General features: G+C 68.6%; 24 protein-coding genes. 12 read left to right on the forward strand and 12 right to left on the reverse strand.

The features are described 5' to 3' along the window. Nucleotides 1–15 precede the first annotated feature (15 nt). From atpB to GGR71_RS09145, 9 genes are all read left to right on the forward strand, one after another. Complete coding sequence (gene atpB, locus GGR71_RS09105; RefSeq protein WP_160962362.1) at nucleotides 16–810, forward strand: F0F1 ATP synthase subunit A; 795 nt, start codon at nucleotides 16–18, stop codon at nucleotides 808–810. 77 nt (nucleotides 811–887) lie between these two features. Then, nucleotides 888–1,187, forward strand: coding sequence for a F0F1 ATP synthase subunit C (gene atpE / locus GGR71_RS09110; protein ID WP_010340497.1), 300 nt, complete (start codon nucleotides 888–890; stop codon nucleotides 1,185–1,187). 114 nt (nucleotides 1,188–1,301) lie between these two features. Continuing rightward, nucleotides 1,302–1,772 carry a F0F1 ATP synthase subunit B gene (locus GGR71_RS09115; protein ID WP_017910291.1) on the forward strand — a complete coding sequence of 157 codons (471 nt, stop codon included), beginning with the start codon at nucleotides 1,302–1,304 and terminating at the stop codon, nucleotides 1,770–1,772. Nucleotide 1,773: 1 nt separating this feature from the next. Beyond that, nucleotides 1,774–2,301, forward strand: coding sequence for a F0F1 ATP synthase subunit delta (locus tag GGR71_RS09120; RefSeq protein ID WP_048492348.1), 528 nt, complete (start codon nucleotides 1,774–1,776; stop codon nucleotides 2,299–2,301). A gap of 147 nt (nucleotides 2,302–2,448) precedes the next feature. Further along, a complete protein-coding gene (atpA, locus tag GGR71_RS09125; RefSeq protein ID WP_048492354.1) occupies nucleotides 2,449–3,996 on the forward strand; it encodes a F0F1 ATP synthase subunit alpha in 1,548 nt (515 codons plus the stop codon). A 184-nt stretch (nucleotides 3,997–4,180) separates the two neighbouring features. Continuing rightward, a complete protein-coding gene (gene atpG, locus GGR71_RS09130) occupies nucleotides 4,181–5,044 on the forward strand; it encodes a F0F1 ATP synthase subunit gamma (protein ID WP_048492349.1) in 864 nt (287 codons plus the stop codon). Nucleotides 5,045–5,188: 144 nt separating this feature from the next. Continuing rightward, nucleotides 5,189–6,595, forward strand: a complete 1,407-nt coding sequence (gene atpD, locus GGR71_RS09135) for a F0F1 ATP synthase subunit beta (protein ID WP_048492350.1) — start codon at nucleotides 5,189–5,191, stop codon at nucleotides 6,593–6,595. A 144-nt stretch (nucleotides 6,596–6,739) separates the two neighbouring features. Then, nucleotides 6,740–7,162, forward strand: coding sequence for a F0F1 ATP synthase subunit epsilon (locus GGR71_RS09140; protein WP_019796279.1), 423 nt, complete (start codon nucleotides 6,740–6,742; stop codon nucleotides 7,160–7,162). A gap of 380 nt (nucleotides 7,163–7,542) precedes the next feature. Then, a complete protein-coding gene (locus GGR71_RS09145; RefSeq protein WP_160962360.1) occupies nucleotides 7,543–8,121 on the forward strand; it encodes a chorismate mutase in 579 nt (192 codons plus the stop codon). Between the two features lie 393 nt (nucleotides 8,122–8,514). Here the strand turns inward: GGR71_RS09145 and GGR71_RS09150 are convergent, their stop codons facing one another. Beyond that, nucleotides 8,515–8,898, reverse strand: a complete 384-nt coding sequence (locus GGR71_RS09150; RefSeq protein ID WP_010343789.1) for a GtrA family protein — start codon at nucleotides 8,896–8,898, stop codon at nucleotides 8,515–8,517. Between the two features lie 139 nt (nucleotides 8,899–9,037). Between GGR71_RS09150 and glmU the strand changes: the two genes are divergently transcribed. From glmU to GGR71_RS09165, 3 genes are all read left to right on the forward strand, one after another. Then, nucleotides 9,038–10,405 (forward strand): bifunctional UDP-N-acetylglucosamine diphosphorylase/glucosamine-1-phosphate N-acetyltransferase GlmU, encoded by a 1,368-nt coding sequence (glmU, locus tag GGR71_RS09155; RefSeq protein ID WP_160962358.1) that lies wholly within the window; start codon nucleotides 9,038–9,040, stop codon nucleotides 10,403–10,405. A 3-nt stretch (nucleotides 10,406–10,408) separates the two neighbouring features. After that, a complete protein-coding gene (locus tag GGR71_RS09160) occupies nucleotides 10,409–10,930 on the forward strand; it encodes a GNAT family N-acetyltransferase (protein ID WP_160962356.1) in 522 nt (173 codons plus the stop codon). Nucleotides 10,931–11,031: 101 nt separating this feature from the next. Next, on the forward strand, nucleotides 11,032–11,346 hold the full coding sequence (locus GGR71_RS09165) for a hypothetical protein (protein ID WP_202405133.1): 315 nt from the start codon (nucleotides 11,032–11,034) through the stop codon (nucleotides 11,344–11,346). Nucleotides 11,347–11,530: 184 nt separating this feature from the next. On the opposite strand, the gene GGR71_RS09170 is transcribed toward GGR71_RS09165, so the two are convergent. From GGR71_RS09170 to GGR71_RS09220, 11 genes are all read right to left on the reverse strand, one after another. Further along, on the reverse strand, nucleotides 11,531–12,886 hold the full coding sequence (locus GGR71_RS09170; protein ID WP_160962354.1) for a sensor histidine kinase: 1,356 nt from the start codon (nucleotides 12,884–12,886) through the stop codon (nucleotides 11,531–11,533). After that, the gene (locus tag GGR71_RS09175; protein ID WP_160962352.1) at nucleotides 12,883–14,220 is read right to left on the reverse strand and encodes a sigma-54-dependent transcriptional regulator; all 1,338 of its coding nucleotides are present in this window, start codon (nucleotides 14,218–14,220) and stop codon (nucleotides 12,883–12,885) included. Before GGR71_RS09175 ends, GGR71_RS09170 begins: the two co-directional genes overlap by 4 nt. 102 nt (nucleotides 14,221–14,322) lie before the next feature. Then, a complete protein-coding gene (locus GGR71_RS09180; RefSeq protein WP_160962350.1) occupies nucleotides 14,323–15,543 on the reverse strand; it encodes an FtsX-like permease family protein in 1,221 nt (406 codons plus the stop codon). A 38-nt stretch (nucleotides 15,544–15,581) separates the two neighbouring features. Beyond that, complete coding sequence (locus GGR71_RS09185; RefSeq protein WP_160962348.1) at nucleotides 15,582–16,883, reverse strand: ABC transporter permease; 1,302 nt, start codon at nucleotides 16,881–16,883, stop codon at nucleotides 15,582–15,584. Nucleotides 16,884–16,926: 43 nt separating this feature from the next. Continuing rightward, on the reverse strand, nucleotides 16,927–18,156 hold the full coding sequence (locus GGR71_RS09190; RefSeq protein WP_160962346.1) for an ABC transporter permease: 1,230 nt from the start codon (nucleotides 18,154–18,156) through the stop codon (nucleotides 16,927–16,929). Between the two features lie 169 nt (nucleotides 18,157–18,325). Beyond that, nucleotides 18,326–19,552: an ABC transporter permease gene (locus tag GGR71_RS09195; RefSeq protein WP_048492216.1), complete on the reverse strand. Its 1,227-nt coding sequence runs from the start codon at nucleotides 19,550–19,552 to the stop codon at nucleotides 18,326–18,328. 46 nt (nucleotides 19,553–19,598) lie between these two features. Continuing rightward, nucleotides 19,599–20,894 carry an ABC transporter permease gene (locus tag GGR71_RS09200; RefSeq protein ID WP_160962344.1) on the reverse strand — a complete coding sequence of 432 codons (1,296 nt, stop codon included), beginning with the start codon at nucleotides 20,892–20,894 and terminating at the stop codon, nucleotides 19,599–19,601. Nucleotides 20,895–20,908: 14 nt separating this feature from the next. Then, nucleotides 20,909–22,150 carry an ABC transporter permease gene (locus GGR71_RS09205; protein ID WP_160962342.1) on the reverse strand — a complete coding sequence of 414 codons (1,242 nt, stop codon included), beginning with the start codon at nucleotides 22,148–22,150 and terminating at the stop codon, nucleotides 20,909–20,911. Continuing rightward, on the reverse strand, nucleotides 22,147–23,457 hold the full coding sequence (locus GGR71_RS09210) for an ABC transporter permease (protein ID WP_160962340.1): 1,311 nt from the start codon (nucleotides 23,455–23,457) through the stop codon (nucleotides 22,147–22,149). The genes GGR71_RS09205 and GGR71_RS09210 overlap by 4 nt, the downstream gene beginning before the upstream one ends. Before the next feature lie 12 nt (nucleotides 23,458–23,469). Beyond that, on the reverse strand, nucleotides 23,470–24,684 hold the full coding sequence (locus tag GGR71_RS09215; protein ID WP_160962338.1) for an ABC transporter permease: 1,215 nt from the start codon (nucleotides 24,682–24,684) through the stop codon (nucleotides 23,470–23,472). A 15-nt stretch (nucleotides 24,685–24,699) separates the two neighbouring features. Next, nucleotides 24,700–26,022: an ABC transporter permease gene (locus tag GGR71_RS09220; protein ID WP_160962336.1), complete on the reverse strand. Its 1,323-nt coding sequence runs from the start codon at nucleotides 26,020–26,022 to the stop codon at nucleotides 24,700–24,702. Between the last annotated feature and the right edge of the window lie 17 nt (nucleotides 26,023–26,039).

Consider the following 26,039-nt stretch of genomic DNA (forward strand, 5'->3'; position numbering starts at 1 on the left):
AAAGGCTCAGGACTCATGGCGGGCGAGGCAGAAACTCCTACCTCCTACATCCAGCACCATCTGCACAACCTCACCTTCCAGGTGCAGGAAGGCGGGTTCTGGCAGGTGCACGTCGATACCATGATCATGTCGGTGCTGTCCGGCCTGCTGATGGTGTTCGGCTTCTGGCTGGCCACGCGCAAGGCCACCGCCGGCGTGCCGGGCAAGTGGCAGGCATTCGTGGAAATCATGCTGGAGTTCGTCGACCGCCAGGCCAAGGACACCTACCACGGCACCAGCAAGCTGGTGACCCCGATCGCGATCACCCTGTTCTTCTGGATCCTGATGATGAACCTCATCAAGATGATCCCGGCGGACTTCCTGGCGATTCCGCTGAGCTGGGCCGGCGTGCACTACTGGAAGCCGGTGCCGACCGCCGACGTCAATGCCACCCTGGGCATGTCGATCAGCGTGTTCTTCCTGATGATCTTCTTCTCGCTGCGTTCCAAGGGCGTGGGCGGGATGACCAAGGAATTCCTCACCGCGCCGTTCGGCAAGTGGATGCTGCCGTTCAACCTGATCCTCAATATCGTCGAATGGCTGAGCAAGCCGGTGTCGCTGGCGATGCGACTGTTCGGCAACATGTTCGGCGGCGAGATCGTGTTCCTGCTGATCTGGGTGCTCGGCGGTGCCGGCATCTTCGGTGCGCTGGCCGGCGGCGCGTTCGGCTTCGGCTGGATGCTGTTCCACCTGCTGGTGATTCCGCTGCAGGCGTTCATTTTCATGATGCTGTCGATCGTGTACCTGAGCCTGGCGGAAGACAGCCACTGACGTTTCTGTTTCACGCGTTCTAAGCAACCCTTCGTTCGATTCACCATCCTCAAGCAACTTTGTTCCTGGAGAAAACCATGTACTTCGCCGTCCTGACCAACCTCGCCCAAGTCCAGAGCTCCACCGTCCTCGCCGTCGGCATCATGATCGGCCTGGCCGCGCTGGGCGCCGGCCTCGGTCTGGCCATCATGGCCGGCAAGTTCCTGGAATCGGCCGCGCGCCAGCCGGAACTGATCCCGGTGCTGCAGGTCCGCATGTTCATCACCGCCGGCCTGATCGACGCCGCGTTCATCATCAGCGTCGCGGTCGGCCTGCTGTTCGCGTTCGCCAACCCGATGATCGGCGAGTTCGTCGCGCGTCTGCCGCAGGGCGGTTGATCCCGTCGTACCGGCGTGCGGTCGCCATCGGCGGCCGCCGCTACGGATGAAGGTTCGGACGCGCTGCCGCGCTGGCGGCGCGTCCACCCCGTCACCATTGGCTGAGCGTACCCCATGAATATCGGTCTCACCCTCTTTGCCCAGGCGCTGGCGTTCGCCGGTCTGATCTGGATCGTCGCGACCAAGATCTGGCCGCCGCTGATGCAGGCCATCGAAGAGCGCCAACAGAAGATCGCCGAAGGCCTGGCCGCGGCCGATCGCAGCCAGAAGGATCTGGCGCAGGCGCAGGAAAAGGTCAACGAAGCGTTGAAGGACGCCCGCATCAAGGCCAACGAGATCATCGACCAGGCCCATGCGCGCGCCAACCAGATCGTCGAGGCGGCCAAGCACGAGGCGATCGTCGAAGCCAACCGGCAGAAGGAACTGGCCCAGGCCGAGATCGACGCCGCGGCCAACCGCGCGCGCGAAGACCTGCGTCGCCAGGTGTCGCTGCTGGCGGTGAGCGGCGCCGAGAAGCTGCTCAAGCGCGAAATCGACGCCAACGCCCACAAGGCGCTGCTCGACGAGCTGGCGGCGGAGATCTGAGATGAGCCAGGCCCTCACACTGGCGCGTCCCTACGCTCGCGCCGCGTTCGCCGCGGCCAGCGATGCCGGCAAGCTCGCGCCCTGGTCGCAGGCGCTGACGTTCTCCGCCCAGGTCGCGGCCGACCCGCGCGTGGCCGCGCTGCTGCACAACCCGCTGCTGCAGCGGGAGCAGGCGGTGTCGCTGTTGGCGCCGGAAGCGGCCGACGAGCAGTACCAGCGCTTCCTGAGCCTGCTGGCCGAAGGCCAGCGGCTGCCGCTGCTGCCGGAGATCGCCGGGCTGTACGACCAGCTGCGGGCCGAGGCCGAGCGCGTGGTGCAGGCCAACGTGACCTCCGCGACGGCGCTGAGCGATGCCGAGGTGGCTTCGCTGAAGGTGGCGCTGAAGCAGCGCTTCGGCCGCGAGGTCGAGATCACCACGGCGGTGGACGCTTCGCTGATCGGCGGCGCGGTGATCGACGCCGGCGACGTGGTCATCGACGGTTCGTTGAAAGGCAAGCTGTCGCGTCTGCAATCCGCACTGGCCCACTAAGAAACGGGAATGGCGAATAGAGAGGAGAGAACCCGGCCCGGCGGCGACGCCACCCGCGATTCCCGATTCCCCATTCCCGATTCTCAAAGAAGCTAACCACACGTCGCCATCCGCCGCTGCGCGATGGACGATCCGAAGGAAACCAAGATGGCAACCACGCTCAACCCCTCCGAAATCAGCGAACTGATCAAGAACCGCATCGAGCAGGTCAAGCTGGCCGCGGAGTCGCGCAACGAAGGTACGGTCACCAGCGTGTCCGACGGCATCGTGCGCATCTTCGGCCTGGCCGACGTGATGCAGGGCGAAATGATCGAACTGCCGAACGACACCTACGCCCTGGCGCTGAACCTGGAGCGCGACTCGGTCGGCGCCGTGGTGCTCGGCGACTACGAGAACCTGCGCGAAGGCGACGTGGCCAAGACCACCGGCCGCATCCTGGAAGTGCCGGTCGGCAAGGAACTGCTGGGCCGCGTGGTCAACGCGCTGGGCGAGCCGATCGACGGCAAGGGCCCGCTGGGCACCAGCCAGACCGCGCCGGTGGAGCGCGTGGCGCCGGGCGTGATCTGGCGCAAGTCGGTCGACCAGCCGGTGCAGACCGGCTACAAGTCGGTCGACGCGATGATCCCGATCGGCCGCGGCCAGCGCGAGCTGGTCATCGGCGACCGCCAGACCGGCAAGACCGCGCTGGCCATCGACGCGGTGATCAACCAGAAGAACACCGGCATCAAGTGCGTGTACGTGGCAATCGGGCAGAAGGCCTCGACCGTCGCCAACATCGTGCGCAAGCTGGAAGAGAACGGCGCGCTGGCGCATACCATCGTGGTCGCCGCGACCGCTTCCGAATCGGCGGCGATGCAGTACATCAGCGCCTACGCCGGCTGCACCATGGGCGAGTACTTCATGGACCGCGGCGAAGACGCGCTGATCGTGTACGACGATCTGTCCAAGCAGGCCGTGGCCTACCGCCAGATCTCGCTGCTGCTGAAGCGCCCGCCGGGCCGCGAAGCCTACCCGGGCGACGTGTTCTACCTGCACAGCCGCCTGCTGGAGCGCGCCGCGCGCGTGTCCGAGGACTACGTGGAGCAGTTCACCAAGGGCGAGGTCAAGGGCAAGACCGGTTCGCTGACCGCGCTGCCGATCATCGAGACCCAGGCCGGCGACGTGTCCGCGTTCGTGCCGACCAACGTGATCTCGATCACCGACGGCCAAATCTTCCTGGAAACCGACCTGTTTAACGCCGGCATCCGCCCGGCGGTGAACGCCGGCATCTCGGTGTCGCGCGTCGGCGGTGCTGCGCAGACCAAGATCATCAAGAAGCTCTCCGGCGGCATCCGCATCTCGCTGGCGCAGTACCGCGAGCTGGCGGCGTTCGCGCAGTTCGCCTCGGACCTGGACGAAGCCACCCGCAAGCAGCTCGAGCGCGGCCAGCGCGTCACCGAGCTGATGAAGCAGAAGCAGTACCTGCCGATGTCCATCGCCAACCAGGCGCTGTCGATCTACGCCGTCAACGAGGGCTACCTCGACGACGTGCCGGTCAACAAGCTGCTGGCGTTCGAAGAGGGCCTGCACGCCCACTTCGCCAATACCCAGGGCGAGCTGATCGCCAAGGTCAACGACACCGGCGACTGGAACGGCGACATCGAGGCGGCGTTCAAGAAGGGCATCGGCGAGTTCAAGACCACGGGTAGCTGGTAAGGCGCCGGGATTCGGGATTGGGCATTCGGGATTCGCAAGAGCGGTGGTACAGGGGATCTGCCGATCCCCGATCACCGTTCCGGATCTCCAGATTCAGGTAATGGGTGGTAGGTGAGGTGGGTTTGGGGGCTTTAGCGAATCCCCACTCCCCAATCCCGAATCCCACGAGCGGAGCGAGCGAGTAATGGCAGGCGGACGCGAAATCAAATCCAAGATCAAGAGCGTGCAGAACACCCGCAAGGTGACGCGCGCGCTCGAGATGGTCTCGGCCTCCAAGATCCGCAAGGCGCAGGATCGGATGAAGACCTCGCGTCCGTACGCGCAGGCGATGAAGCAGGTAATCGGGCATCTGGCGCAGGCCAGCACCGACTACACGCATCCGTTCCTGGTGCAGCGCGAGTCGGTCAAGCGCGTCGGCTACATCGTGATCTCCTCCGATCGCGGGCTGGCCGGCGGCCTGAACAACAACCTGTTCCGCAAGATGCTGGGCGAAGTGCGCCAGTGGCAAGACCAGGGCGCGGGCGTGGACGTGGTCACCATCGGCCAGAAGGCCTCGGTGTTCTTCCGCCGGCTCAAGGTGGACATGGTGGGCAGCGTCAGCCACCTGGGCGACCTGCCGCGCGTGGAGCAGCTGATCGGCGTGATCAAGGTGATGCTGGACGCGTTCACCGAAGGCAAGCTGGACCGCGTCTATCTGGTCTACAACCGCTTCGTCAACACGATGACGCAGAAGGCCAGCTTCGACCAGCTGCTGCCGCTGCCGGCGGCCGAGAGCCAGGTCGCGCACCACGACTGGGACTACCTGTACGAGCCCGATGCCGCGACCGTGCTCGAGCACGTGATGACGCGCTACATCGAGTCGCTGGTGTACCAGGCGGTGCTGGAGAACGTGGCGTCCGAGCATGCGGCGCGCATGGTCGCGATGAAGGCGGCCAGCGACAACGCCAGCAAGCTGATCAGCACCTTGCAGTTGGTCTACAACAAGGCGCGTCAGGCCGCGATCACCCAGGAAATTTCCGAAATCGTCGGCGGCGCAGCGGCCGTGTAGTGCCGGGATTCGGGATTGGAGAGTCGGGATTGGCAGAGCAGCGCAGCGCGCTTTTACCACCCCCGAATCGCGAATCCCCAATCACGAAATCCATGGGATGGCGCAGGCCATCCGGACAGAACTAAAGCTAACCGGAGCAGCAAAATGAGTCAGGGCAAGATCGTTCAGATCATCGGCGCGGTCGTCGACGTCGAATTCGCGCGTGCCGATGTGCCGAAGATTTACGACGCACTGAAGGTCGAGAACACCGCCATCACGCTGGAAGTGCAGCAGCAGCTGGGCGACGGCATCGTGCGCACCATCGCCCTCGGTTCCACCGACGGCCTCAAGCGCAACCTGGTCGCCACCAACACCGGCCGCGCGATCTCGGTGCCGGTCGGCGCCGGCACGCTGGGCCGCATCATGGACGTGCTGGGCCGTCCGATCGACGAAGCCGGCGACGTGCAGGCCAGCGACCACTGGGAAATCCACCGCGCGGCACCGACCTACGAAGACCAGTCCTCGGCCACCGAGCTGCTGGAAACCGGCATCAAGGTCATCGACCTGATGTGCCCGTTCGCCAAGGGCGGCAAGGTCGGCCTGTTCGGCGGCGCTGGCGTCGGCAAGACCGTCAACATGATGGAACTGATCAACAACATCGCCAAGGCGCACTCGGGTCTGTCCGTGTTCGCCGGCGTGGGCGAGCGTACCCGCGAGGGCAACGACTTCTACCACGAGATGAAGGACTCCAACGTCCTGGACAAGGTGGCGATGGTGTACGGCCAGATGAACGAGCCGCCGGGCAACCGTCTGCGCGTCGCGCTGACCGGCCTGACCATGGCCGAGTACTTCCGCGACGAGAAGGACGCCTCGGGCAAGGGCAAGGACGTGCTGCTGTTCGTCGACAATATCTACCGCTACACCCTGGCCGGTACCGAAGTGTCGGCGCTGCTGGGCCGCATGCCGTCGGCGGTGGGCTACCAGCCGACCCTGGCCGAGGAAATGGGCGTGCTGCAGGAGCGCATCACCTCGACCAAGTCCGGCTCGATCACCTCGATCCAGGCCGTGTACGTGCCCGCGGACGACCTGACCGACCCGTCGCCGGCGACCACCTTCGCCCACCTCGACGCCACCGTCGTGCTGTCGCGCAACATCGCCTCGCTGGGTATCTACCCGGCGGTGGATCCGCTCGACTCGACCAGCCGCCAGCTGGACCCGAACGTGATCGGCCACGAGCACTACGACACCGCCCGCCGCGTGCAGTCCACCTTGCAGAAGTACAAGGAACTGAAGGACATCATCGCGATCCTGGGCATGGATGAACTGTCCGAAGAGGACAAGCAGGCCGTGTCGCGCGCGCGCAAGATCGAGCGCTTCTTCAGCCAGCCGTTCCACGTGGCCGAAGTGTTCACCGGTTCGCCGGGCAAGTACGTGTCGCTGAAGGACACCATCCGCGGCTTCAAGGCCATCGTCGACGGCGAGTACGACCACCTGCCGGAGCAGGCCTTCTACATGGTCGGCGGCATCGAGGAAGCGGTCGAGAAGGCCAAGAAGATGGCCGAGAAGGCGTAAGCGCCGGGATTCGGCATTCGGGATTAGGGATTCGCAAGGCGGCATCGAGGACAAGGGAGTGGGAGTGAAGACGAAGCGGCGCGGCCGCTTTGGCCAATCCCCAATCCCGACTCCCCACTCCCGCCTCGCGCCAGCGAGGTAACCATGAGCACCATCCGTTGCGACATCGTCAGCGCCGAGCATGAGATCTACCACGGCGACGCCACCCTGGTGGTCGCGACCGGCGAGTTGGGCGAGCTGGGCATCGCGCCCAAGCACGCGCCGTTGATCACCCGGCTTAAGCCCGGCAAGGTGGTGGTGACCACCCCGAGCGGCGAGCAGCTGGACTTCGCCATTTCCGGCGGCATCCTCGAGGTGCAGCCGCAGGTGGTGACGATCCTGGCCGACACCGCGATCCGCGCGCAGGACATCGACGAGGCGTCGGTGCGCAAGGCCAAGGAAGAAGCCGAGCGCCTGCTCGCCAACCGCGGCGAAGGCATGGACGTGGCCGAAGCGCAGGCCAAGCTGGCCGAGGTCACCGCACAGCTGCAGGCGCTGGAGCGCCTGCGCAAGAACCTCAAACACTGAGTTCACCGCGACGCTGCCTCATGGCCGCATGCGACGACAACGCCGGCGTTTGCCGGCGTTGTCGTTTCTGGGAGAGCGGTTGGTCTCCTTCGTACGCTGGCTCCGCGGGCATGTAGGGGATCACCTTGCGACCCGGCTTGCCGCACGCTGCTGACGCGCAGCGCATTGGATCGCCGCGAAGATCGCATTCCTGCGGCGCAGCCCGTGATTGACGCGGAATGCGACACAGCGCACGGCGCTGGCTTGCTGGTCGCTGACTCGGTGGTGTCTCCATGCGACAAGACGCGCGTGCGGTCATCGTCCGGTCCGTGGACTGCGGCAAGATGGCCGCCCGATCTGCGGTCCATCCCCCACCCGCAGACGGTTACCGGAGAACCGAGATGCCCCTGTCCGCTTCCGTTCCTCGTCCTTGCGTGCATGCGCTGACCGCCGTGCTGGCCGGCGCCATGCTGATGGGATGCGCCTTGCCCGCACGTAGCGCCACCCCGCTGGAACCCCTGCTGGATCGCATCGTCGAGCGCAATGCGATCGGCGACCAGGTCGCGTTGAGCAAATGGGACAGCGGCAAGCCGGTGCTGGATGCCACGCGCGAGGCCGCGGTGCTGGCGAGCGTGCGCGAACAGGCGCCGGCCCATGGCGTGGATCCGGACGATGCCGCGCGCTTCTTCGGCATGCAGATCGAATCCAACAAGCTGGTGCAGTACGAACTGCTGTCGCGCTGGCACCTGCGCGGCCGCGCGCCCAACAGTCCGCGCCCGGACCTGACCGCGCTGCGCGCGCGCCTGGACCAGCTGCAGGGCGAGATGCTGGATGCGCTGCAGGCCAGCGCCACGGTGCGCCAGGCCCCGGATTGCCCGGCCACGACCGCGCGCGCAGCCGAGGCCTATGCGCTGCGCTGGCAACTGGACCAACTGCATCGCACGGCGCTGGTGCGCAGCCTGGGCGATTTCTGCCGCTGAGTTTTTGGTGGCGGGCCGGCGCCGTATGGCCTGCGTCGGAGGGAGGCGAGGTCGCTCTGGCGATCAGCGCCCCTGATGCGGGCCCGTCGTTCGGGCTTCGATCGCCGCGATCGAAGGGTATCGCTAGTAACGCGCGTTGCCGCGGCGCAGCCGGACACGTCGTTATCCTCGTAGGAGCGGCTTCAGCCGCGACGGGCGTTCCCGGTAGAGCTTGTCGCGGCTGAAACCGCTCCTACAACGGGACTCCGTGGTGATTCGAGGTCCCCTGAAGTCGCTCCCACAGGGATGCTCCAGGCATTCGCTTGCTCTTGTGGGAGGGGCTTCAGCCCCGACAGCCATCGATGCCGATCGCGCGCAGCGATGCCGTCCTTATGCCCGCCGTGCATGCCAGCGCTAGCGATACACCAACTGTCGTCCGAGGAAGAACGACACCACCGCCAGCATGCCTTCGACCAGCGGCTTGGCCAGCCAGGCCAGGCGCAGGCCCAACCCGTGCGCGCACAGCGCCACCAGCCAGGTGCTGAGCGCGGTGAGCACCAGCCACATGGCCATGAAGCGGCCGAAGCGCCGCCAGCCCAGGCGCGCGGCGTCGCCGTTGGCGAAGGTGATGCGGCCGTTGAGCCAGAAGCCGAGCAGGGCGCCGCAGACGCGGCCCAGCACGTTGCCCGGCACCGTGGGCATGCCGGCTGCGGTGGCGGCGACGAACACGCTCCAGTCGACCAGCAATTGCAGCAGGCCGATCAGCAGGAACTGGCTGCCCTGGCGCAGGAGACCCATGAACATCCGCAGGAGAAGACGATCGCGCATGCTAGCGCCTGCCGCGTCGATGTACAGCCCGCCGCGCGTGCTGCGGCCGTGACGGCAGATGCGGCCGGCACCCACTAGAATTCGTCGTCCACCCGCACCGGAACCGTCCATGAGCCTGCCCCTGCACGTCGTGATCCTCGCCGCCGGCGCGGGCAAGCGGATGAAGTCGGTCAAGCCCAAGGTACTGCAGCCGATCGCTGGCCGGCCGATGCTCGCGCATGTGATCGAGACCGCGCGCCAATTGCAGCCGGACGCGATCCACATCGTGCATGGCCACGGCGGTGACGCGGTGCTGGCGGCGTTCGCCGACCAGTCGGACCTGCTGTGGGCCGAGCAGGCGCAACAGCTGGGCACCGGCCACGCGGTGCAACAGGCGATGGCGGCCGTGCCCGACGCGGCCACGGTGCTGGTGCTGTACGGCGACGTGCCGCTGATCCGTGCCGAAACCCTGACCCGCCTGCTGCATGCGCCCGGCCGCGTCGCGGTGCTGGTCGCCGAACCGGAGGATCCCACGGGCTACGGCCGCATCGTGCGCGACGCCGCCGGCAAGGTCGCGGCGATCGTCGAGCAGAAGGATGCCGACGACGAGCAGCGGCGCATCCGCGCCATCAACACCGGGATCGTCACCGCCGAGTCCACCGCGCTCAAGCGCTGGCTGGCGCAGCTGCGCAATGACAATGCGCAGCGCGAGTACTACCTGACCGACGTGTTCGCCGCCGCGGCCGCCGAGTTCACCCCGGCGGAGATGGTGTTGGTGGCCGATCCGATCGAGGCCGAGGGCGCCAACGATCCGTGGCAACTGGCGCAACTGGAACGCGCCTGGCAGCTACGTGCGGCGCGTGCGCTGTGCGAGCAAGGCGTGCAGCTGATCGACCCGAACCGCCTCGACCAGCGCGGCCGCGTGCGTGTCGGCCACGACGTATGCATCGACGCCAACGTGATCCTGGAAGGCGAGGTGGAACTGGGCGACGGCGTCAGCATCGGCCCGTTCGTGCGGCTGAAGGACGTGGTGCTGGGGCCGGGCACGGAGGTGCGTGCGCATTGCGACCTGGAAGGCGTGGTCGCCGAGGGGGCGGTGCAGATCGGCCCGTTCGCACGGCTGCGCCCGGGCACGGTGCTGGCCGACGGCGTGCACATCGGCAATTTCGTCGAAACCAAGAAGGCGGTGCTCGGCGTCGGCAGCAAGGCCAATCACCTGACCTACCTCGGCGATGCGACCATCGGCAGCGGCGTCAACGTCGGCGCCGGGGTGATCACCTGCAACTACGACGGCGTCAACAAGTCGCAGACGGTGATCGGCGATGGTGTGTTCGTCGGCTCCAACAGCGCCCTGGTGGCGCCGCTGGAGATCGGCGACGGCGCCACCATCGGCGCCGGCTCGGTGATCACCCGCAGCGCGCCAGCCGGCAAGTTGAGCGTGGCGCGAGTACGCCAGGAAACCGTCGAAGGCTGGAAACGCCCGGGCAAGCGCGACTGAGGCATGGCCGGGCGCATCCGTCTGGCGCGCGAGCAGGAGTTGGCGCGTTTGCCGGAGATCGAGCGGCGCGCCGGCGCCCTGCTGCTGGGCCATGCAGCGCAGGCCGTGTTCGCGCGGCATGCACTGGATGCGGAAGCGCTGCGTGCCGGGTTGGCGTGCGGACAGCTGTGGGTGGCGCTGGGCGAGGAGGACCAGTGCGTGGGCTATCTGCTCGGCGGGCGCCTGGACGACGGTTTCCATTTGCAACAGATGGATGTGGCTCCCGATGCCGGGCGCCGGGGCCACGGCCGTGCGTTGCTGCGGCATGCGTGCGCCGCCGCGGCAGCTGCTGGTTTCCAATGCGCGCTGCTGACCACCTTGCGCGACGTGCCGTGGAATGCGCCGTTCTACGCCAGCGAAGGCTTCGTCGAGTTGCCGCCTGCGCAATGGGGGCCACAGCTGCGCGCGATCTGGCAACAGGAAGCCGCGCTCGGTTTCCCGATGCACCTGCGGATGGCGATGCGTTGTCCGCTGCCATCGCGCTGAGCCTCGCGGCTGGGTCGTCGATGCTGCCGGGGCAGCGCTGATACTGTATACAGCTGGAAGCGCGGCAATGGTGCCGCGACGGTCCAATCCTGGGGGGGATCATGAAGCGACTTGTCGTGGCGTCAGTGTTAACGCTGCTGAGTTTTCAGGCACCGGCGTTTGATCGCGTGCATGCAAAGGTCAGCAAGTTATATTCGGAATCCAATCGATTCACTCTCGTCGTCGCCGATAGCGACATTCCGCAGCAATGCGGCGGTGTGTTCTATGAGGTCTACCGCGACGAAGCGACGCCGCACTTCAAGGAACTGTACTCGCTCGCCCTGGCTGCGTTCACCAGCAAGGCCAATGTCGAGATCGTGGTCAAGGGCTGCGCCGACGTCGATCGCGCCGTGATCGACCACATGGCGATCTATTGAGCCACTGCGCCCGACGTGTCTTGGGTGCGCGCGGCTGAACCGAAGCGCTTTTGCTTGAGCGGAACGTAGTGCGGCGGTCAGGGCTTGGCTAGCTGCGCTCATGCTCTTCGGGTCCCGGGTCCCGGGTCCCGGGTCCCGGCGCTCAATCCCCAATCCCCAATCCCCAATCCCGGCTCAAAAACAATCAGCCCCGCTCCCCCTGCGGCAACTGTACCGTCACGCACAGTCCGCCTTCGTCGCGGTTGTGCAGCGACAGGCGGCCGCCGTGGGCTTCGACGATCTCGCGGGTCAGGGCAAGGCCCAGGCCGGTGCCGTTGCGCTTGGTCGAATAGAACGGCATCAGCGCGTTGTGCAGCACCGCCTCGTTCATGCCGCTGCCGCGGTCCAGCACTTCCAGACGCAGCCAGTCCGGGCGGGTGGACACGCGCACGCGCACGCCGTCGGCGGGCGTCTGGCCCTCGGGCAGGGATTCGTGTGCGTTCTTGACCAGGTTGAGCAGGGCCTGCTGCAGTTGCGCCGGATCGACCCGGCTGTGCAGGTCCGGCGACTCCAGTTCGAGTGCGAAGGGAATGTGTTGCTGCAGCCCGGCCAGGAACTGCGCCCAGTGCACGGTCTGCAACTGCGGCTGCGGCAGCTTGGCGAAGCGCGCGTAGCCGCGGATGAAGCCTTCCAGGTGTCGTGCGCGCTCCTCGATGGTGCCGAACACCTCCTCCAGCCGCTCCACCTTCTGCCGCCGCACCAGCTCGGCGCCGGAGTGCGCCAGCGAGGCGATCGGCGCCAGCGAGTTGTTGAGTTCGTGGCTGATGACCCGGATCACCTTCTTCCAGGTATGCACTTCCTGGCGGCGCAGTTCGGCGGTGAGCAGGCGGATCAGCAGCAGTTCGTGCGGGCGGCCGTTGAGATGGAAGCGGCGCTGCGACAGGTGGTAGATCTGCTCCTCGTCCGGATCCTCCGCGCCGCCCTCGATGGCGAACAGGCTGTCGCCGCCGCGCGAGATCGCCTCGCGCAGCGGCGCCGGCACGCCCAGCAGCAGGTCGTCCAGGCGCTGCCCTTCCAGCTTCCAGCCGCTGTGCAGCAGCTTGCGCGCGGCCAGATTGGAGAACACCACCCGGCGCAGGCCATCGCCGCCCTTGGAGGTGAGCAGCATCGCCACCGGGGTGTTCTGCACCATGGTGTCGAGCATCAGTTCGCGTTGTGCCAGGCCCTGGCGCTGCTCGCGCAGGATCTCGCCCAGGTGCGCGTGCGCGACGACCATCTCGCCCAGTTCGTCGTCGCCGCGCCAGTGCACGCCGAAGTTGTATTCGCCATCGCGGTAGCTGCTGACGGTGCCGGCCAGGGCGCGGAACAGCGAGCGCATCGGCGCGGTGGCGCGGCGCAGGGTCCACCACATCAGCAGCAGCAGGGCCAGCGCCGAGGCCGTCACCACTTCCCAGCCGCGGTCCATCCAGTAGGCCAGCAGCCACGGCAAGGCCGCGGCCAGCGCCAGCACCGGCAGCAGGCGCAGGAACAGCATGACGGTGAAGGAGCGGCGCAGTTTCATTCGCGTGGGATGCCGTAGCGGTCCATGCGCCGGTACAGCGCCTGCCGGCTCATGCCCAGTTCGGCGGCGGCCTGGGCGATGACGCCGTGGGCGCGGCCGAGTTCGGCCACGATGCGCTCGCGGTCGGGTTCGGCGGCGGCCGCCATGCGCGGCGCGGCCGGTTTCGGCAGGTTGAGGTCGGCCGCCTCGATCTGCGCGCCGCTGGCCAGCAGTTCGGCGCGCTGCACCACGTTGCGCAGTTCGCGCACGTTGCCGGGCCAGGCGTGGCGCTGCAGCGCCTGGCAGGCGCCGGCCGACAGCGGCTTGTCGCCGGACAGAAAGTGCTCGGCCAGCGGCACGATGTCGCCGGGGCGCTCGGCCAGCGCCGGCAAGGACAGTTCCACCGCGTTGAGCCGGTAGTACAGGTCCTCGCGGAAGCTGCCGTCGCGGATCATTCCGGTGAGGTCGGCATTGGTGGCGCTGATCACCCGCACCTTGACCTGGCGCTCGCGGTTGGAGCCGAGCCGCTCGAAGCGGCCGGTCTCCAGCACCCGCAGCAGCTTCATCTGCCCGGCCAGCGACAGGTTGCCGATCTCGTCCAGGAACAGGGTGCCGCCGTCGGCGGCCTCGAACTTGCCCTCGCGCACCTTGTTGGCGCCGGTGTAGGCGCCGGCCTCGGCACCGAACAGTTCGGCCTCGATCAGTTCGGCCGGGATCGCGCCGCAGTTCAGCGCCACGAACGGGCCGCGCCGCACCGAGGAGTTGGCCTGGATGATCTGCGCGATCTTCTCCTTGCCGCTGCCGTTGGGGCCGGTGATCAGCACCGGCAGCTCGGAGCGCGCGACCTGGCAGGCCAGGGCGATGGCGCGCTCGCTGGCGGGGTCGGCGAACACCGCGCCGCACAGGTCGTAGCGCTGCGCCAGTTGCTGGCGATGGCGGCGCTCGCCGTCGCGGCGGCGCTCCAGTTCGCGGCGCGTCTCGGACAGTTCCAGCAGGTTGTTGACTGTGGTCAGCAGCTTGCGGTCGTCCCAGGGCTTGGCCAGGTAGTCGGCGGCGCCGGCCTTGACCAGTTCCACCGCGCTGCTGAGCTGGGTCCAGGCGGTCAGCAGGATCACCGGCAGGTCCGGATGGCGCGTGCGGATCGCCTCGAACAGGGCCACGCCTTCCTCGCCGGAGGTGGTGTCGGCGGTGAAGTTCATGTCCTGCAGGACCAGGTCGATATCGCCTTCGCCCAGGCGCTGCAGGCCAGCCTGCGGGCTGTCGGCGTAGACGGTGTCGATGTCGTGCAGGGAGAACAGCACTTCCAGGGCGGTGGCGACCGCGGGGTTGTCGTCGATGATCAGCAGGCAGGGCATCGTGCACCTTGGGCGCGGCGGGGCGCGCCGGCGCAGAAAAATGGGACAGGTGGCATCATCGCAGCCCGCGCGCGGCTTGTCGTGCCTGCGCGCATCGGCGCCTCAGACACTGCGCGTGGCCACCGCCGGCGGCACCGCGGCGGCGCGACGCGCGGGCGGCAGCACCGCCAGCTGGCCGAGCAGCCACAGCACCACCGCGCCGACCGGCAGGTACCACAGCGGTAGCCGCGGCAGCTCGTAGGCGCTCATCAGGTACAGGTTGGCGGCGTAGGCCAGCAGCATGCCGAGCACGATGCCGGTGCTGGCCAGCAGGAAGTTCTCCAGCTGGAAATGCCGCAGGATCTGCCTGCAGGTGGCGCCGAGCGCGCGGCGGATGCCGATCTGCTTGGTGCGTTGCTGCACCCAGAAACTGGTCAGGCCGACGATGCCCAGGGCGGTGACCAGCAGCAGCGCCACGCTCACGCCGACCAGCAGCCAGGCCATCGCCTGGTCGTCGCGGTAATAGGCCGCGCGCGCCTGCTGCAAGGTCTTGGCGCCGTTCACCATGCGCCGCGGACCGTGTTGCGACAGCGTCGCCTTGGCTTGCCGCAATACCGCCTCGCGCTGCGCCGGGTCGCTTACGCGCAGCAGGTAGGTGCCGTGATCGTAGGGAACGTTCACCGGGAACAGCATCGTGTCTTCGTAGTGGCCGGTGCTTCCGCCTTCGCGGGGTTGCACCAGGCGCTGCACCACGCCGACGATGCGGTGTTCGCCGTAGACGTAGATGGTGCGGCCCACCGCGTTCTGGCCGGGGAACAGGCGTTGCGCCAGCGACTGGCTGACGATGACCGAGGGCGGGATGCGCTTGGCGACCGGATCGCGCAACTGCGCGTAGTCGATGAACTCGTCGTCCACGAAGCGGCGCCCTGCGACCAGGTGCAACCCCAGGGTGTCGAGCAGCCGTGCGTCGCCGAAGTACTGCACGGCATGCAGGGTGCTGCGTTCCTGGTCCGGGCTGAGCGACACGCCGCTGTAGCCGAGCGAATCGCCGAACAGCGCCTGGTTGATGATGCTGGCGTCGCGCACACCGGGAATGCGTCGCAGTGCGTCCAGGTCGGCGCGGGTCTGCGCGGCGCCGTTGCCGTCGCTGACCACGCTGCGGCTGCGCAACTGCACCAGTTCCTGTTCGGCGGCGCCGCTGGGCCGGTGCATGCGCTCGAGCCGCTGATCGATCAGGAACAGCGCGTTGCAGACCACGGCGCAACTGAAGGCGATCTCCAGCACGATCAGGCAGGCGGCGACGCGGTGCTTGCGCAGACTGGAGAGAATGGGATGGAGGGACACGGCGGAAGTTCCTGGCGGAAAGGGGCGCGCGCGGCGCGTCATTGCGACTTGAGCTGCAGGGCGGTGGGCACGCGCATCGCCTGCCAGGCAGGCAGCAGGCCGGCGAGCAGCGCGCTGCCCAGGCTCAGCGCCAGCGCGAGCAGCAGCATGCGGCCATCCAGGTGCGCCAGCGCGGCGTAGGTGGACGGCTGCTGCCGCACCAGCCAGGTGCCGATCCACGCCAGCAGCAGGCCGCCGCTGCCGCCGACCACGCCGATCGCCGCCACCTCGACCAGATGCTGGGCGAAGATCGCCCGGCGCGAGGCGCCCAGCGCGCGGCGCACGCCGATCTCGCCGCTGTGGCGCAGGAACTTGGCCAGCATCAGCCCGGCGGTGTTGAGCAGGCAGATGCCCAGGAACGCCAGCGCCAGCCACACCTGCAGGCGCACGTCGGAGGGGACCGCGTGGTTGCGGTCCAGCCAGGTCATCACGTCGCTGAGGCGGATGTCCGGCGGATGGCTGAAGCGGCCGGCGTCGCGCTGCTGCTGCGCATAGGCCTGCAGCGCGTCCAGGTAGGCGGCGCGCTTGCCGGGGCTCCGCAGCTCCACCCAGTACTGGATCCAGGCACAGGACGCGCTTTCGCTGGTCTTGTCGCCACCGCTGTCGCCCCAGCAGGACATCGAGCCGCTGACGTCCAGGCCCAGGTCGCGTGCGGTGGAGAACGGCACGAACACGTCCTCGCTGTCGCCGTACTCGTTGTTGGTCAGGTCGTAGAAGCGCGGGTTCATGTCCCAGACGTCGATCACCCCGACCACGCGCAGTACCGCGTCACCGAGCTGGAGTTGGCGGCCGACACTCTTCACGTCGCCAAACAGCTGCGTGTTGAGCCGCCGCGATATCACCGCCACGCGCGCGCGCCGCGCATCGTCGTCCGCGGTCCAGGCGTGGCCGTAGCGCATCGGCACCGCGAACATCGGAAAGAAGTCGGCGCTGGTGTAGCGCGCTTCGGCGCCGAACGGCGTCAGTTGCGGCTGCGCCGGCACCACCGTCACGCTGCCGGCCGACATCATCGCCTGGCGGTCGCCGCGCCTGTCGCGCAGCAGCGCTTCGGCATCGCGACGGGTCAGTTGCTGCGGGTCTGTGTCGTTCGGATCGTAATGATCGTCTGGCTCGACGTTGAATTCGACGTTGAACAGTTGCGCGCTCTTGCCGGGAATCGGATCGGCCGCCAGCACGTGGAACACGGTCAGCGTGGTCATCGACGCACCGATGCCCACCGCCATCGCCAGCACCATCAGCGCGGTGAGCAGGCGGTTGCGGCCGAAGCTGTGCAGCGCCAGTTTGCAGTAGTAGCCGAACATCGTGGGTCCTGGACGGGGCGGTGGCGGGCGGGGAAAGACGGGATCAGAGGCTGCGGGTGGCCACGGCCGGCGGCACTGCTGCCGCGCGCCGCGCCGGCGCGAGCACCGCGCACTGGCCGAGCAGCCACAGCGTCGCCGCGCCGATCGGCAGGTAGGACAGCGGCAGCCGCGGCAACTCGTAGCGGCCCATCAGCCACTGGTTGATCGCGTACGCCAACAGCATGCCCAGCGCGATGCCGGCGCTGGTCAGCAGGAAATTCTCGGCCTGGAAGTAGCGCAGGATCTGCCTGCGCGTGGCGCCGAGCGCGCGGCGGATGCCGATCTGCCGGGTGCGCTGCTGGACCCAGAAACTGGCCAGGCCGACGATGCCCAGCGCGGTGACCACCAGCAACGCCACGCACACCGCGCCGAGCAACCACACCATGGTGCGGTCGCCCTGGAAGTAGGCGTCGCGGATCTCGCTGTAGGTCTGCTGCTCGAGCACCAGCCGGCTGCGGTCGACCTGCAGCAGCGCCACGGTCGCCGCGGCGAGCACGGCCTGGCGTTGCGCCGGGTCGCGCACGCGTAGCACGTACAGCCCGTCGGTATAGGGCATGCGCAGCGGAATCAGCAGCGCGTACGGCGCCTGCGCCGGGCCGACCACGTCCGGGTTGGGACGGGCCAGGGCGTCGACGATGCCGACCACCTGCGCCGGCACGGTGCCGCGGTAGACGGTCCTGCCCAGCGCGTTCTGTCCGGGGAACATCGTCTCCGCCGCGGCACGATTGAGGATGACCGCACCGCCAGCGTTGCGCAGGCGCGCGTCATTGCGCAGGGCGTCCTGGTCCAGGTACTCGTCGGCGTGGAAATCGCGCCCGGCGACCAGGCGTAGGCCCAGGGTGCGCAGCGTGGCGTCCTCGGCCTTGTATTGCGCGGCATTGAGCGTGGGCCATTCCTGGTCCGGGGTCAGATTCAGGCCGACGTTCCAGGCCGCGTCGCCGAACGGGATCTGGTTGATGACGGTGGCGCTGCGCACGCCGGGCAGCGCGCGCAGCGCGGCGAGGTCTTCGCGGGTGCGTGCCGCCGCGTCGACCTGCCGGCCGATGCCGCCGAGGGCGATCGTCACCAGTTCCGCTTCGGCGACGCCGCTGGCGCTGCGCAGGGCCGCGATGCGGTTGCCGATCAGGAACAGCGCGTTGCAGACGATCGCGCAGGCCAGCGCGATCTCGAGCACGATCAGCGTCGCCGCGGTGCGGTGCCGGGACAGCGTCGAGAGCATCGGGCCAAGTGCCATGGCGGCGTCGCTCAGGCGCCGCGCCGTGCCGACGCCACCCGGCCGGCCGGGCACGGACGCGGCCGCGCAAGCGACTGGCGTGGCAGACCGGACGGCGGCAGGGGACGATGGTCGCTGGGCATGGCGCGCTCGATAAAAAAGGCCGGCCGGAGCCGGCCAAGGGGATGGGTCAGGTGCTGCGGGTGGCGACGGCCGGCGGCACGTCGGCAGCCCGGCGCGCCGGCGCGAACACCGCCAACTGGCCGAGCAGCCACAGCGCCACCGCGCCGATCGGCAGGTAGGACAGCGGCAGTCGCGGCAACTCGTACTTGCCCATCAGCCACTGGTTGATGGCGTAGGCCAGCAGCATGCCGAGCACGATGCCGGTGCTGGCCAGCAGGAAGTTCTCGGTCTGGAAGTAGCGCAGGATCTGCCCGCGGGTGGCGCCGAGCGCGCGGCGGATGCCGATCTGCTTGGTGCGCTGCTGGACCCAGAAGCTGGCCAGGCCGACGATGCCCAGCGCGGTGACCACCAGCAACGCCACGCACACCGCGCCGAGTAGCCACACCATCGCGCGGTCGCCCTGGAAGTAGGCGTCGCGGATCTCGCTGTAGGTCTGCTGCTTGAGCACCAGGCGGCTGCTGTCGACCTTCATCAAGGCCGCCGTCGCCGCGTTCAGCACTTCCTGGCGCCGCGCCGGATCGGTGACCCGCAGCACGTACAGCCCGTCGGGGTACGTCAGGCGCAGCGGCAGCAGCATCGCGTACTCGATCTCGGCCAGGCCGCTGGCGGCGGTCGGACGCGCCAGGGTCTCGACGATGCCGACCACGCGGGCTGCCACCGGCCCGGTGTACACGGTCTTGCCCAGCGCGTTCTGCCCCGGGAACATCTTTTCCGCGGTGGCCCGGTTGAGGATGATGGCGGTGCCCTTTTCCTTGATGCTGCGGTCCGTCTGTGCCGCATCCATGTCCATGTATTCGTCGGGCGCGAAATCGCGTCCGGCCACCAGCTGCAGGCCCAGGGTCTTCAGCGTGCCCTCTTCGGCCATGTACTGCGCCGCGTTGAGGGTGGGTCGTTCCTGGTCCGGGGTCAGCGACAGGCTGGTGTTCCAGGAGTAGTGCACGAACGGCACCTGGTTGAGCAGCGTGGCGCTGCGCACGCCGGGCAGCGCACGCAGCGCGGCCAGGTCCTCGCGGGTGCGCGCGGCGGCGTTGACCTGCTGGCCGATGCCGCCCAGCGAGATCGTCACCAGCTCCGACTCGGCGATGCCGCTGGGCCGGTGCAGGGTCTCGATGCGGTTGCCGATCAGGAACAGCGCGTTGCAGACGATCGCGCAGGCCAGGGCGATCTCCAGCACGATCAGCGCGGCGGCGGTCTTGTGCCGGCGCAGGGTGGACAGGATGGGGCGGATATCCATGGCGATGACCTTGTGAGAATGCGTGGAAGGCGCAGGGCGCGCAGGATCAGGACTTGAGCTGCAGGGCGGGCGCCACCTGGATGGCGCGCCACGACGGCAACAGACCGGCGAGCAGGCTGGCCCCCACCGCCATGGCGAAGGTCAGCGCCAGCATGCTGGGATCCAGGTGCGCCAGCTTGGCGTAGCTGGCCGGCTGCTGGCGGACCGCCCACAGGCCGAGCGTGGCCAATCCGAGGCCGGCCACGCCGCCGGCCAGACCGATGGCGCCGGCTTCCACCAGGCATTGCGCGAAGATCGCGCCGCGCGAGGCGCCCAGCGCGCGGCGCACGCCGATCTCGCCGCTGCGGCGCAGGAACTTGGCCAGCAGCAGGCCGACGGTGTTGAGCAGGCACACCAGCAGGAAGCCCATCGCCAGCCACAGCTGCAGGCGCACGTCGCCGGGCACCACCTCGTTGTGGTCCAGCCACTGCATGACGTTGCGCAGGCGCACGTTGTTGGGGCGCTGGAAGCGGCCGGCGGCGCGCTGCTGGGAGGAATAGTTCTCCAGATAGGCCTTGTAGTCGGCGGCCTGCGCCGGGCTCTCCAGTTCCACCCAGTATTGCACCCAGGTGCAGGGCGCGTTGAGCGCGGTCTGGTCGCCGTTGCTGTCGCCGAAGCAGTTCATGCTGCCGTTGCGGTCCATCTTCAGGTCCATCGCCACCGAGAACGGCAGATAGGCCTGCTCGTCCGACCCGTAGGTGTTGGTGACGTCGTAGAAGCGCGGCTTGACCTCCCAGGTGTCGAGCACGCCGACGATGCGGAAGGTGTTCTGGTCCATGCGCAATTCGCGGCCGACGCTGTCGGCGCCATCGAACAGTTTCTCGTTGAGCTTCTTGCTGATGACGACCACGCGGTCATGGCGCTCGTCTTCGGTGCCGGTCCAGCCGTGGCCGTACAGGAACGGCGTGTCGAACATCGGGAAGAAGTCCGCCGAGGTGAAGCGCACTTCCGACTTGAACGGTTTCAAGCCGCTCTTGGTCGGTTCGATCGCGACGCTGCCGCCGGTCATCAGCGCCTGGTGCTTGGCGCGCTTCTCGCGCAGCAGCGCCTCGGCATCGAAGCGGGTGTTCTGCGAATCCGGTTCCTCGCCCGGCTGGTAGCCGGACTTGGGCTGCGCATCCACCTGCACGTAGAACAGGCGGTCGCTCTTCTGCGGAATGGGGTCGCCGGAGAGCACGTAGAACACGGTCAGCGTGGTCATGCTGGCGCCGATGCCCAGAGCGATGGCCAGCACCATCAGCGCGGTGAGGACGGTGTTGCGGCGGAAGCTGCGCAAGGCGAGGCGGACGTAGTAACCGAACATGGGAGCTCCGTGGATCAGGCGCTGCGGGTGGCAGTGGCAGGGGGGACGGCGGCGGCGCGCAGGGCCGGGCCGAGCACGGCGAACTGGCCGAGCAGCCACACCGCGACGATGCCGGTCAGGACGGTGGGCGAGGACAGGCGCTCCAGTTCGAAACGCTGCATCAGCCACTGGTTCATGACGTAGGCGAGCACCGCGCCGAGTAGCGCGCCGGCGCCGACGATGAGCAGATTCTCGGCCTGGAAGTAGCGCAGGATGTCGCCGCGGGTGGCGCCGAGCGCGCGGCGGATGCCGATCTGCCGGGTGCGCTGCTGCACCCAGAAGCTGGCCAGCCCGCCGATGCCCAGCGCGGTCACGGTGAGCAGGATCAGGATGATCGCCAGCAGCATCCGCGCCACCGCGCTGTCGCTCTTGAAGTACTCGGTCCGCAGCTCCTGCATGGTGGCGACCTGCTGCTGCACATAGGTGGGGTTGGCGCGCTGCATCGCCGCCGCTGCGCGTGGCAGTGCCTGCGCCAGTTGCCCCGGCTTGCTGCGGATCACGTAACCGCCACCCCAGCCTTCGCTGCCGATGCGGATCTCGGCCAGCAGCGCATCGGCATCGTCGTCGTGACCGGTGATCTCACCGCGTACCGGCGCCATCACTCCGACGATGTCCAGGCGCACCGGCTGGTTGAAGGTGCTGGTGTAGAGCGTGCGCCCCAGCGGCGAAGCGCCGGGAAACAGTTTGGCGGCCAGCGAGGGCGTGATCAGCGCCGGCAGGCGCCGCTCGATCTCCGGGGGCGCACCGAACAGGTCCGAGGCACCGGTCAGCTCCGCGTCGCGCAGGTCGCGGCCGGCGACGATGCGGATGCCCAACGTGCGGTTCAGGCCCTGGCTGCCGAGGAACAGGCGGGCACGGGCAACCGGTTGCGTGGCCTGCGGCTGCAGGAACAGTTGCGCCTGCGTCGGGCCCCACAGCGGCGGCGTGCCGAAGGCCGCCGCTTCCACGCCGGGTACCGCCTGCAGGATGTCCAGGCTGCGGCCGACGCTGCTGACGCTGCCCGGCTCGCCGATCACGCTGATGCTCTGGATCAGGCCGATGTCCTGTTCCATCACCCCGGTCGGGGTCTGCACGCGCTGGTAGGTGCGGGCGATGATGAACACCAGGTTGCACAGCACCGCCAGGGTCAGGGCGATCTGCAGCGCCATCAGCACCACCGCGGCGCGATGGCTGCCCAGCGCGGACAGGATGGGGCGCACGGGAGGCAGCGCGGTCATAGCGATTTCACCTGCAGGGCGGGGGCGATGCGCGAGGCGCGCCAGGCCGGCCACAGGCCGGCGGCCAGTGCCGAGAGCGTGGCCACGGCCAGGGCGATGCCCAGGATCGCGGGATCGGCATGCGCCTGTTGCGCGTAGGCCACCGGTTGCTGGCGCACCAGCCACAGACCGATCCAGGTCAGTGGAATGCCGATCAGTCCGCCCAGGCAGCCGATCAGCGCCGATTCGGCAAGGCATTGCGCGAACACCGCGCGGCGGCTGGCACCAAGCGCGCGGCGCACGCCGATCTCGCCGGCCTTGCGCATGAACTTGGCGACCAGCAGGCCGACCGCATTGAGCAGGCACACCAGCAGCACGCCGAAGGCGATCCAGGTCTGCATGCGCACCGTGGCCGGCACCACCCGCTTGTAGTCCAGCCAGTCGACCAGGCTGCGCAGGCGGGTGTTGGGGGCGCGTTCGAAGCGGCCGAGCTGGCGCTGCTGCGCGCTATAGGCGTCCAGCGCTGCGCGGTAACGCCGCACCTGCTCGGGCGTGTCCAGCCGCACCCAGTACTGCACCCAGGTGCATTGCGCGGCCTTGGGATCGTGCAGGCCGGCTTCGCCATCCTTGCCCCAGCACTGCATCGGCCCGTAGCCGTAGTCCTGCGGCAGGTCCAGCCAGGTCTCGAACGGCATGTACAGCGCTTCTGGCAGCGTGTACGCGCCGGAGTTGAGATCGTAGAAGCGCGGCTGCGCATCCCAGGCGTCGATCACCCCGATCACGCGGAATGGGCGGGTGGCGATGGTCAGGGTCTTGCCGACGCTGTCCGCGCCGCCGAACAGCGCGTCGTTGAGTTGGCGGCTCAGCACCACCACCGGCGCGCGCTGGCTGTCGTCGCGCTGGCTCCAGCCGCTGCCGTAGAGGAAGCGCATGCCGAACATGCCGAACAGGTCGGCGGTCGCGGCGCGGGTGGTGAGCATGCGCAGGGGGCTGTTGGGCACGGCCTGGCGCACCGGCAACCAGTTCGCGCTGGTCATGGTCTGCGCCGGCGCCGCCTTCGCCCGATACAGCGCGGTCGCGTCCTGCCAGGTCAGTTCGTCCGGCGGCTCGGGGTCGGCGCTGGGCAGGTTGCGCGGACGCGGATCCAGTTGCGGATGGAACAGCGTGGCGCTGCGTCCGGGCAGCGGATCGCCGGACAGCGTATGCAGCACCGTCAGCATGGTCATCGATGCGCCGATGCCCAGCGCCACGGCCAGCACCATCAGCGCGGTGAGGATGCGGTTGCGGCCGAAGCTGCGCAGCGCCAGGTGGAAGTAGTAAGCGAACATGCGGGTTCCGGGTCAGGCGCTGCGGGTGGCGATGGCGGGGGCGACGGCGGCGGCGCGCAGGGCCGGGCCGAGCACGGCGAGCTGGCCCAGCGCGCACAGCAGCAGCGCGCCGACCGGCAGATAGCTGGCCGGCAGCCGTTCCAGTTCGAACACCTGCATCAGCAGCACGTTGCCGCCGTAGGCCAGCAACATGCCAAGCGCCACGCCGGCGCCGACCAGCAGCAGGTTCTCCGTCTGGAAGTAACCCAGGATGTCGCGACGGGTCGCGCCGAGCGCGCGGCGGATGCCGATCTGCTTGGTGCGCTGCTGCACCCAGAAACTGGCCAGGCCGACGATGCCCAGCGCGGTCACCAGCAGCATCGCGACGATGATCGCGACCAGTAGCCCGGTCATCGCGCGGTCGCTCTGGAAATACGTCTGGCGCAGCGCGTCCAGGGGCTTGCTGTTGGCGTTGTCCAGCACCGCCTCGGGCACCGCCCGTGCCACCGCGGCGCGCGCCTGCGCCAACACCCGCGGCAGTTCGCGCGGATCGGCGCGCAGCACATAGGTGCCGGACTGCGCAGCCTCACGCACCGGGATCACCACCGACCAGTCGCTGCCGATGACGCCGTCCTCGCTGCGGCCAGGATCGGGGCGCGCCAGGTGCTCCAGCGTACCGATCACGCGGAAGTGACCGCCGGACCAGAATTCCTTGCCCAGCGGATCCTGGCCCGGCCACAGGTGCGCGGCCAGTGCCCGCGTGATCCACACGCCTGCCGCGGTCGGGATGCCGTTGTCCAGCGGCTGGTAGTCCGCGTCGCCGAACGTGCGGCCGCTGTCCGGTTTCAGCGCCAGTGCCGCGACCGCGCCCGGGCTGACCATGTAGAAGTGCGGTACGCCGCCGACCTGGGTGCAGTCCTGGTCCAGGCACAGCCCGTTGTTGAACACCGGCGGCGCGAACGGGACGGTGTTGATGGCGCCGGCCGCACGCACGCCGGGCGTGCGGCGCACCGCATCCAGCGCGCGGGCGTTGACGTCGGCTGCATTGCAGCCGTCGCAGCCGGACAGCGACACCAGCCCCAGCGTGGCCTCGTCGATGCCGCTGCGCAGGTGCACCAGTTCCAGGCGGTTGCCGATCAGGAAGAAGGCGTTGCACAGCACCGCGCAGGCCAGCGCCACTTCCAGCGTGATCAGCGCGGCGGCAATGCGATGGCGCGACAGCGCGCTCAGGATGGGAGTGATCTGCATCGTCGCGGGCCCCGGTTACAGACTCTTGAGTTGCATGGCCGGCGCGATACCGCTGGCGCGCAGGGCGGGGAACAGGCCGGCGGCGAGGCTGCAGGCGATCGCCAGGGCGAAGGTGCCGGCGAACGTCGTCGGATCCAGATGCGCCAGGTCGGCGTAGGCGGTGGGCTGCTGGCGCACGCTCCACAACCCCAGCAGGGTCAGCAGCCAGCCGCCGGCGCCGCCGATCAGGCCGATCACGCCAGCCTCGGTCAGGCACTGCGCGAAGATCGCGCGGCGCGAGGCGCCCAGCGCGCGGCGCACGCCGATCTCGCCGCCGCGGCGCAGGAACTTGGCCAGCAGCAGGCCGATGCTGTTGAACAGGCACAGCCCCAGGAACGCCAGCGCCAGCCAGCTCTGCAGGCGCACGTCGCCCGGCACCACGCGGTTGTGGTCCAGCCACTGCGGCAACGACAGCAGGCGCGCGGTGTCGGCGCGGCCGATACGCCCGGCGGCGTGCTGCTGCGCGGCGTAGTCGGCCAGCAGCCGGCGGTAGTCGGCGACCTTCGCCGGCGTGTCCAGCTGCACCCACAACTGCAGCCACACGCACGGGGCGCTGCGCAGGTCCAGGTTGGCCTCGGGCTTGCTGAAGCAGGTCCACGGCTGGATATGGCCGTCGTTGACCTCCAGGCTGCTGGACAGCGGCATGAACACGTCCTGCGGCCGTCCATAGAAACTGGCGGTATCGCCATGGGCGAAGCTGCCGCCGGCCAGTGTGTAGAACAGCGGCGACGGCCGCCACGGCGCCAGCACGCCGACGATGCGTACCGCGGTGCCGCGCACCAGCAGGCTGCGGCCGACGCTGTTGCGGCCGCCGAACAGCTTGGCGTTGAGATCGGCCGAGATCACCGCCACCCGTGCCCGGTCCTGGTCGTCGCGCGCCCGCCAGCCGCTGCCGTAGGCGAACGGCACCTGGAACATCGGGAAGAAGTCGGCCTGGGTCATCAGCAACTGGGTCATGAAGGGCGGGGTGGCGCTGTCCGCCGCGTGCACCTTGATCTCGCTCTCGGCGACCATGGCCTGGCGATCGGCGCGCCCGCTCTTCCACAGGTCCATGGCCGAGGGGTAGTCGAGCTTGTCGTACGGCTTCTGGTTGGCGCCGTTGCCGGGGCGCGGATCGAGCTGCGCGAAGAAGATCTGCTGGCTGCGTCCGGGCAAGGGATCGCCGGACAGCAGCCGCATCACCGTCAGCGTGGTCATCGCCGCGCCGATGCCCACGGCGATGGACAGCACCATCAGCGCGGTGAGCACCGGGCTGCGGCGCAGGCTGCGCCACGCTTGCTGGAAGTAGTAGCCGAGCATGCCGGTCTCCGCGCCGT

The sequence above is a fragment of the Xanthomonas sp. F1 genome, from assembly GCF_014199855.1.

What these genes read in the sequence shown, in the direction of transcription:
- GGR71_RS09120 (WP_048492348.1), top strand. Translation starts at nt 1,774, where the DNA reads ATGAGCCAGGCCCTCACACTGGCGCGTCCCTACGCTCGCGCCGCGTTC.
- atpD (WP_048492350.1), top strand. Translation starts at nt 5,189, where the DNA reads ATGAGTCAGGGCAAGATCGTTCAGATCATCGGCGCGGTCGTCGACGTC.
- GGR71_RS09185 (WP_160962348.1), bottom strand. Translation starts at nt 16,883, where the DNA reads ATGTTCGGCTACTACTGCAAACTGGCGCTGCACAGCTTCGGCCGCAAC.
- GGR71_RS09145 (WP_160962360.1), top strand. Translation starts at nt 7,543, where the DNA reads ATGCCCCTGTCCGCTTCCGTTCCTCGTCCTTGCGTGCATGCGCTGACC.
- GGR71_RS09210 (WP_160962340.1), bottom strand. Translation starts at nt 23,457, where the DNA reads ATGTTCGCTTACTACTTCCACCTGGCGCTGCGCAGCTTCGGCCGCAAC.
- GGR71_RS09170 (WP_160962354.1), bottom strand. Translation starts at nt 12,886, where the DNA reads ATGAAACTGCGCCGCTCCTTCACCGTCATGCTGTTCCTGCGCCTGCTG.
- atpB (WP_160962362.1), top strand. Translation starts at nt 16, where the DNA reads ATGGCGGGCGAGGCAGAAACTCCTACCTCCTACATCCAGCACCATCTG.
- GGR71_RS09160 (WP_160962356.1), top strand. Translation starts at nt 10,409, where the DNA reads ATGGCCGGGCGCATCCGTCTGGCGCGCGAGCAGGAGTTGGCGCGTTTG.
- GGR71_RS09150 (WP_010343789.1), bottom strand. Translation starts at nt 8,898, where the DNA reads ATGGGTCTCCTGCGCCAGGGCAGCCAGTTCCTGCTGATCGGCCTGCTG.
- GGR71_RS09115 (WP_017910291.1), top strand. Translation starts at nt 1,302, where the DNA reads ATGAATATCGGTCTCACCCTCTTTGCCCAGGCGCTGGCGTTCGCCGGT.
- GGR71_RS09200 (WP_160962344.1), bottom strand. Translation starts at nt 20,894, where the DNA reads ATGTTCGGTTACTACGTCCGCCTCGCCTTGCGCAGCTTCCGCCGCAAC.
- glmU (WP_160962358.1), top strand. Translation starts at nt 9,038, where the DNA reads ATGAGCCTGCCCCTGCACGTCGTGATCCTCGCCGCCGGCGCGGGCAAG.
- atpG (WP_048492349.1), top strand. Translation starts at nt 4,181, where the DNA reads ATGGCAGGCGGACGCGAAATCAAATCCAAGATCAAGAGCGTGCAGAAC.
- GGR71_RS09215 (WP_160962338.1), bottom strand. Translation starts at nt 24,684, where the DNA reads ATGCAGATCACTCCCATCCTGAGCGCGCTGTCGCGCCATCGCATTGCC.
- GGR71_RS09195 (WP_048492216.1), bottom strand. Translation starts at nt 19,552, where the DNA reads ATGGATATCCGCCCCATCCTGTCCACCCTGCGCCGGCACAAGACCGCC.
- GGR71_RS09140 (WP_019796279.1), top strand. Translation starts at nt 6,740, where the DNA reads ATGAGCACCATCCGTTGCGACATCGTCAGCGCCGAGCATGAGATCTAC.
- GGR71_RS09205 (WP_160962342.1), bottom strand. Translation starts at nt 22,150, where the DNA reads ATGACCGCGCTGCCTCCCGTGCGCCCCATCCTGTCCGCGCTGGGCAGC.
- GGR71_RS09165 (WP_202405133.1), top strand. Translation starts at nt 11,032, where the DNA reads ATGAAGCGACTTGTCGTGGCGTCAGTGTTAACGCTGCTGAGTTTTCAG.
- GGR71_RS09175 (WP_160962352.1), bottom strand. Translation starts at nt 14,220, where the DNA reads ATGCCCTGCCTGCTGATCATCGACGACAACCCCGCGGTCGCCACCGCC.
- GGR71_RS09220 (WP_160962336.1), bottom strand. Translation starts at nt 26,022, where the DNA reads ATGCTCGGCTACTACTTCCAGCAAGCGTGGCGCAGCCTGCGCCGCAGC.
- atpA (WP_048492354.1), top strand. Translation starts at nt 2,449, where the DNA reads ATGGCAACCACGCTCAACCCCTCCGAAATCAGCGAACTGATCAAGAAC.
- GGR71_RS09190 (WP_160962346.1), bottom strand. Translation starts at nt 18,156, where the DNA reads ATGGCACTTGGCCCGATGCTCTCGACGCTGTCCCGGCACCGCACCGCG.
- atpE (WP_010340497.1), top strand. Translation starts at nt 888, where the DNA reads ATGTACTTCGCCGTCCTGACCAACCTCGCCCAAGTCCAGAGCTCCACC.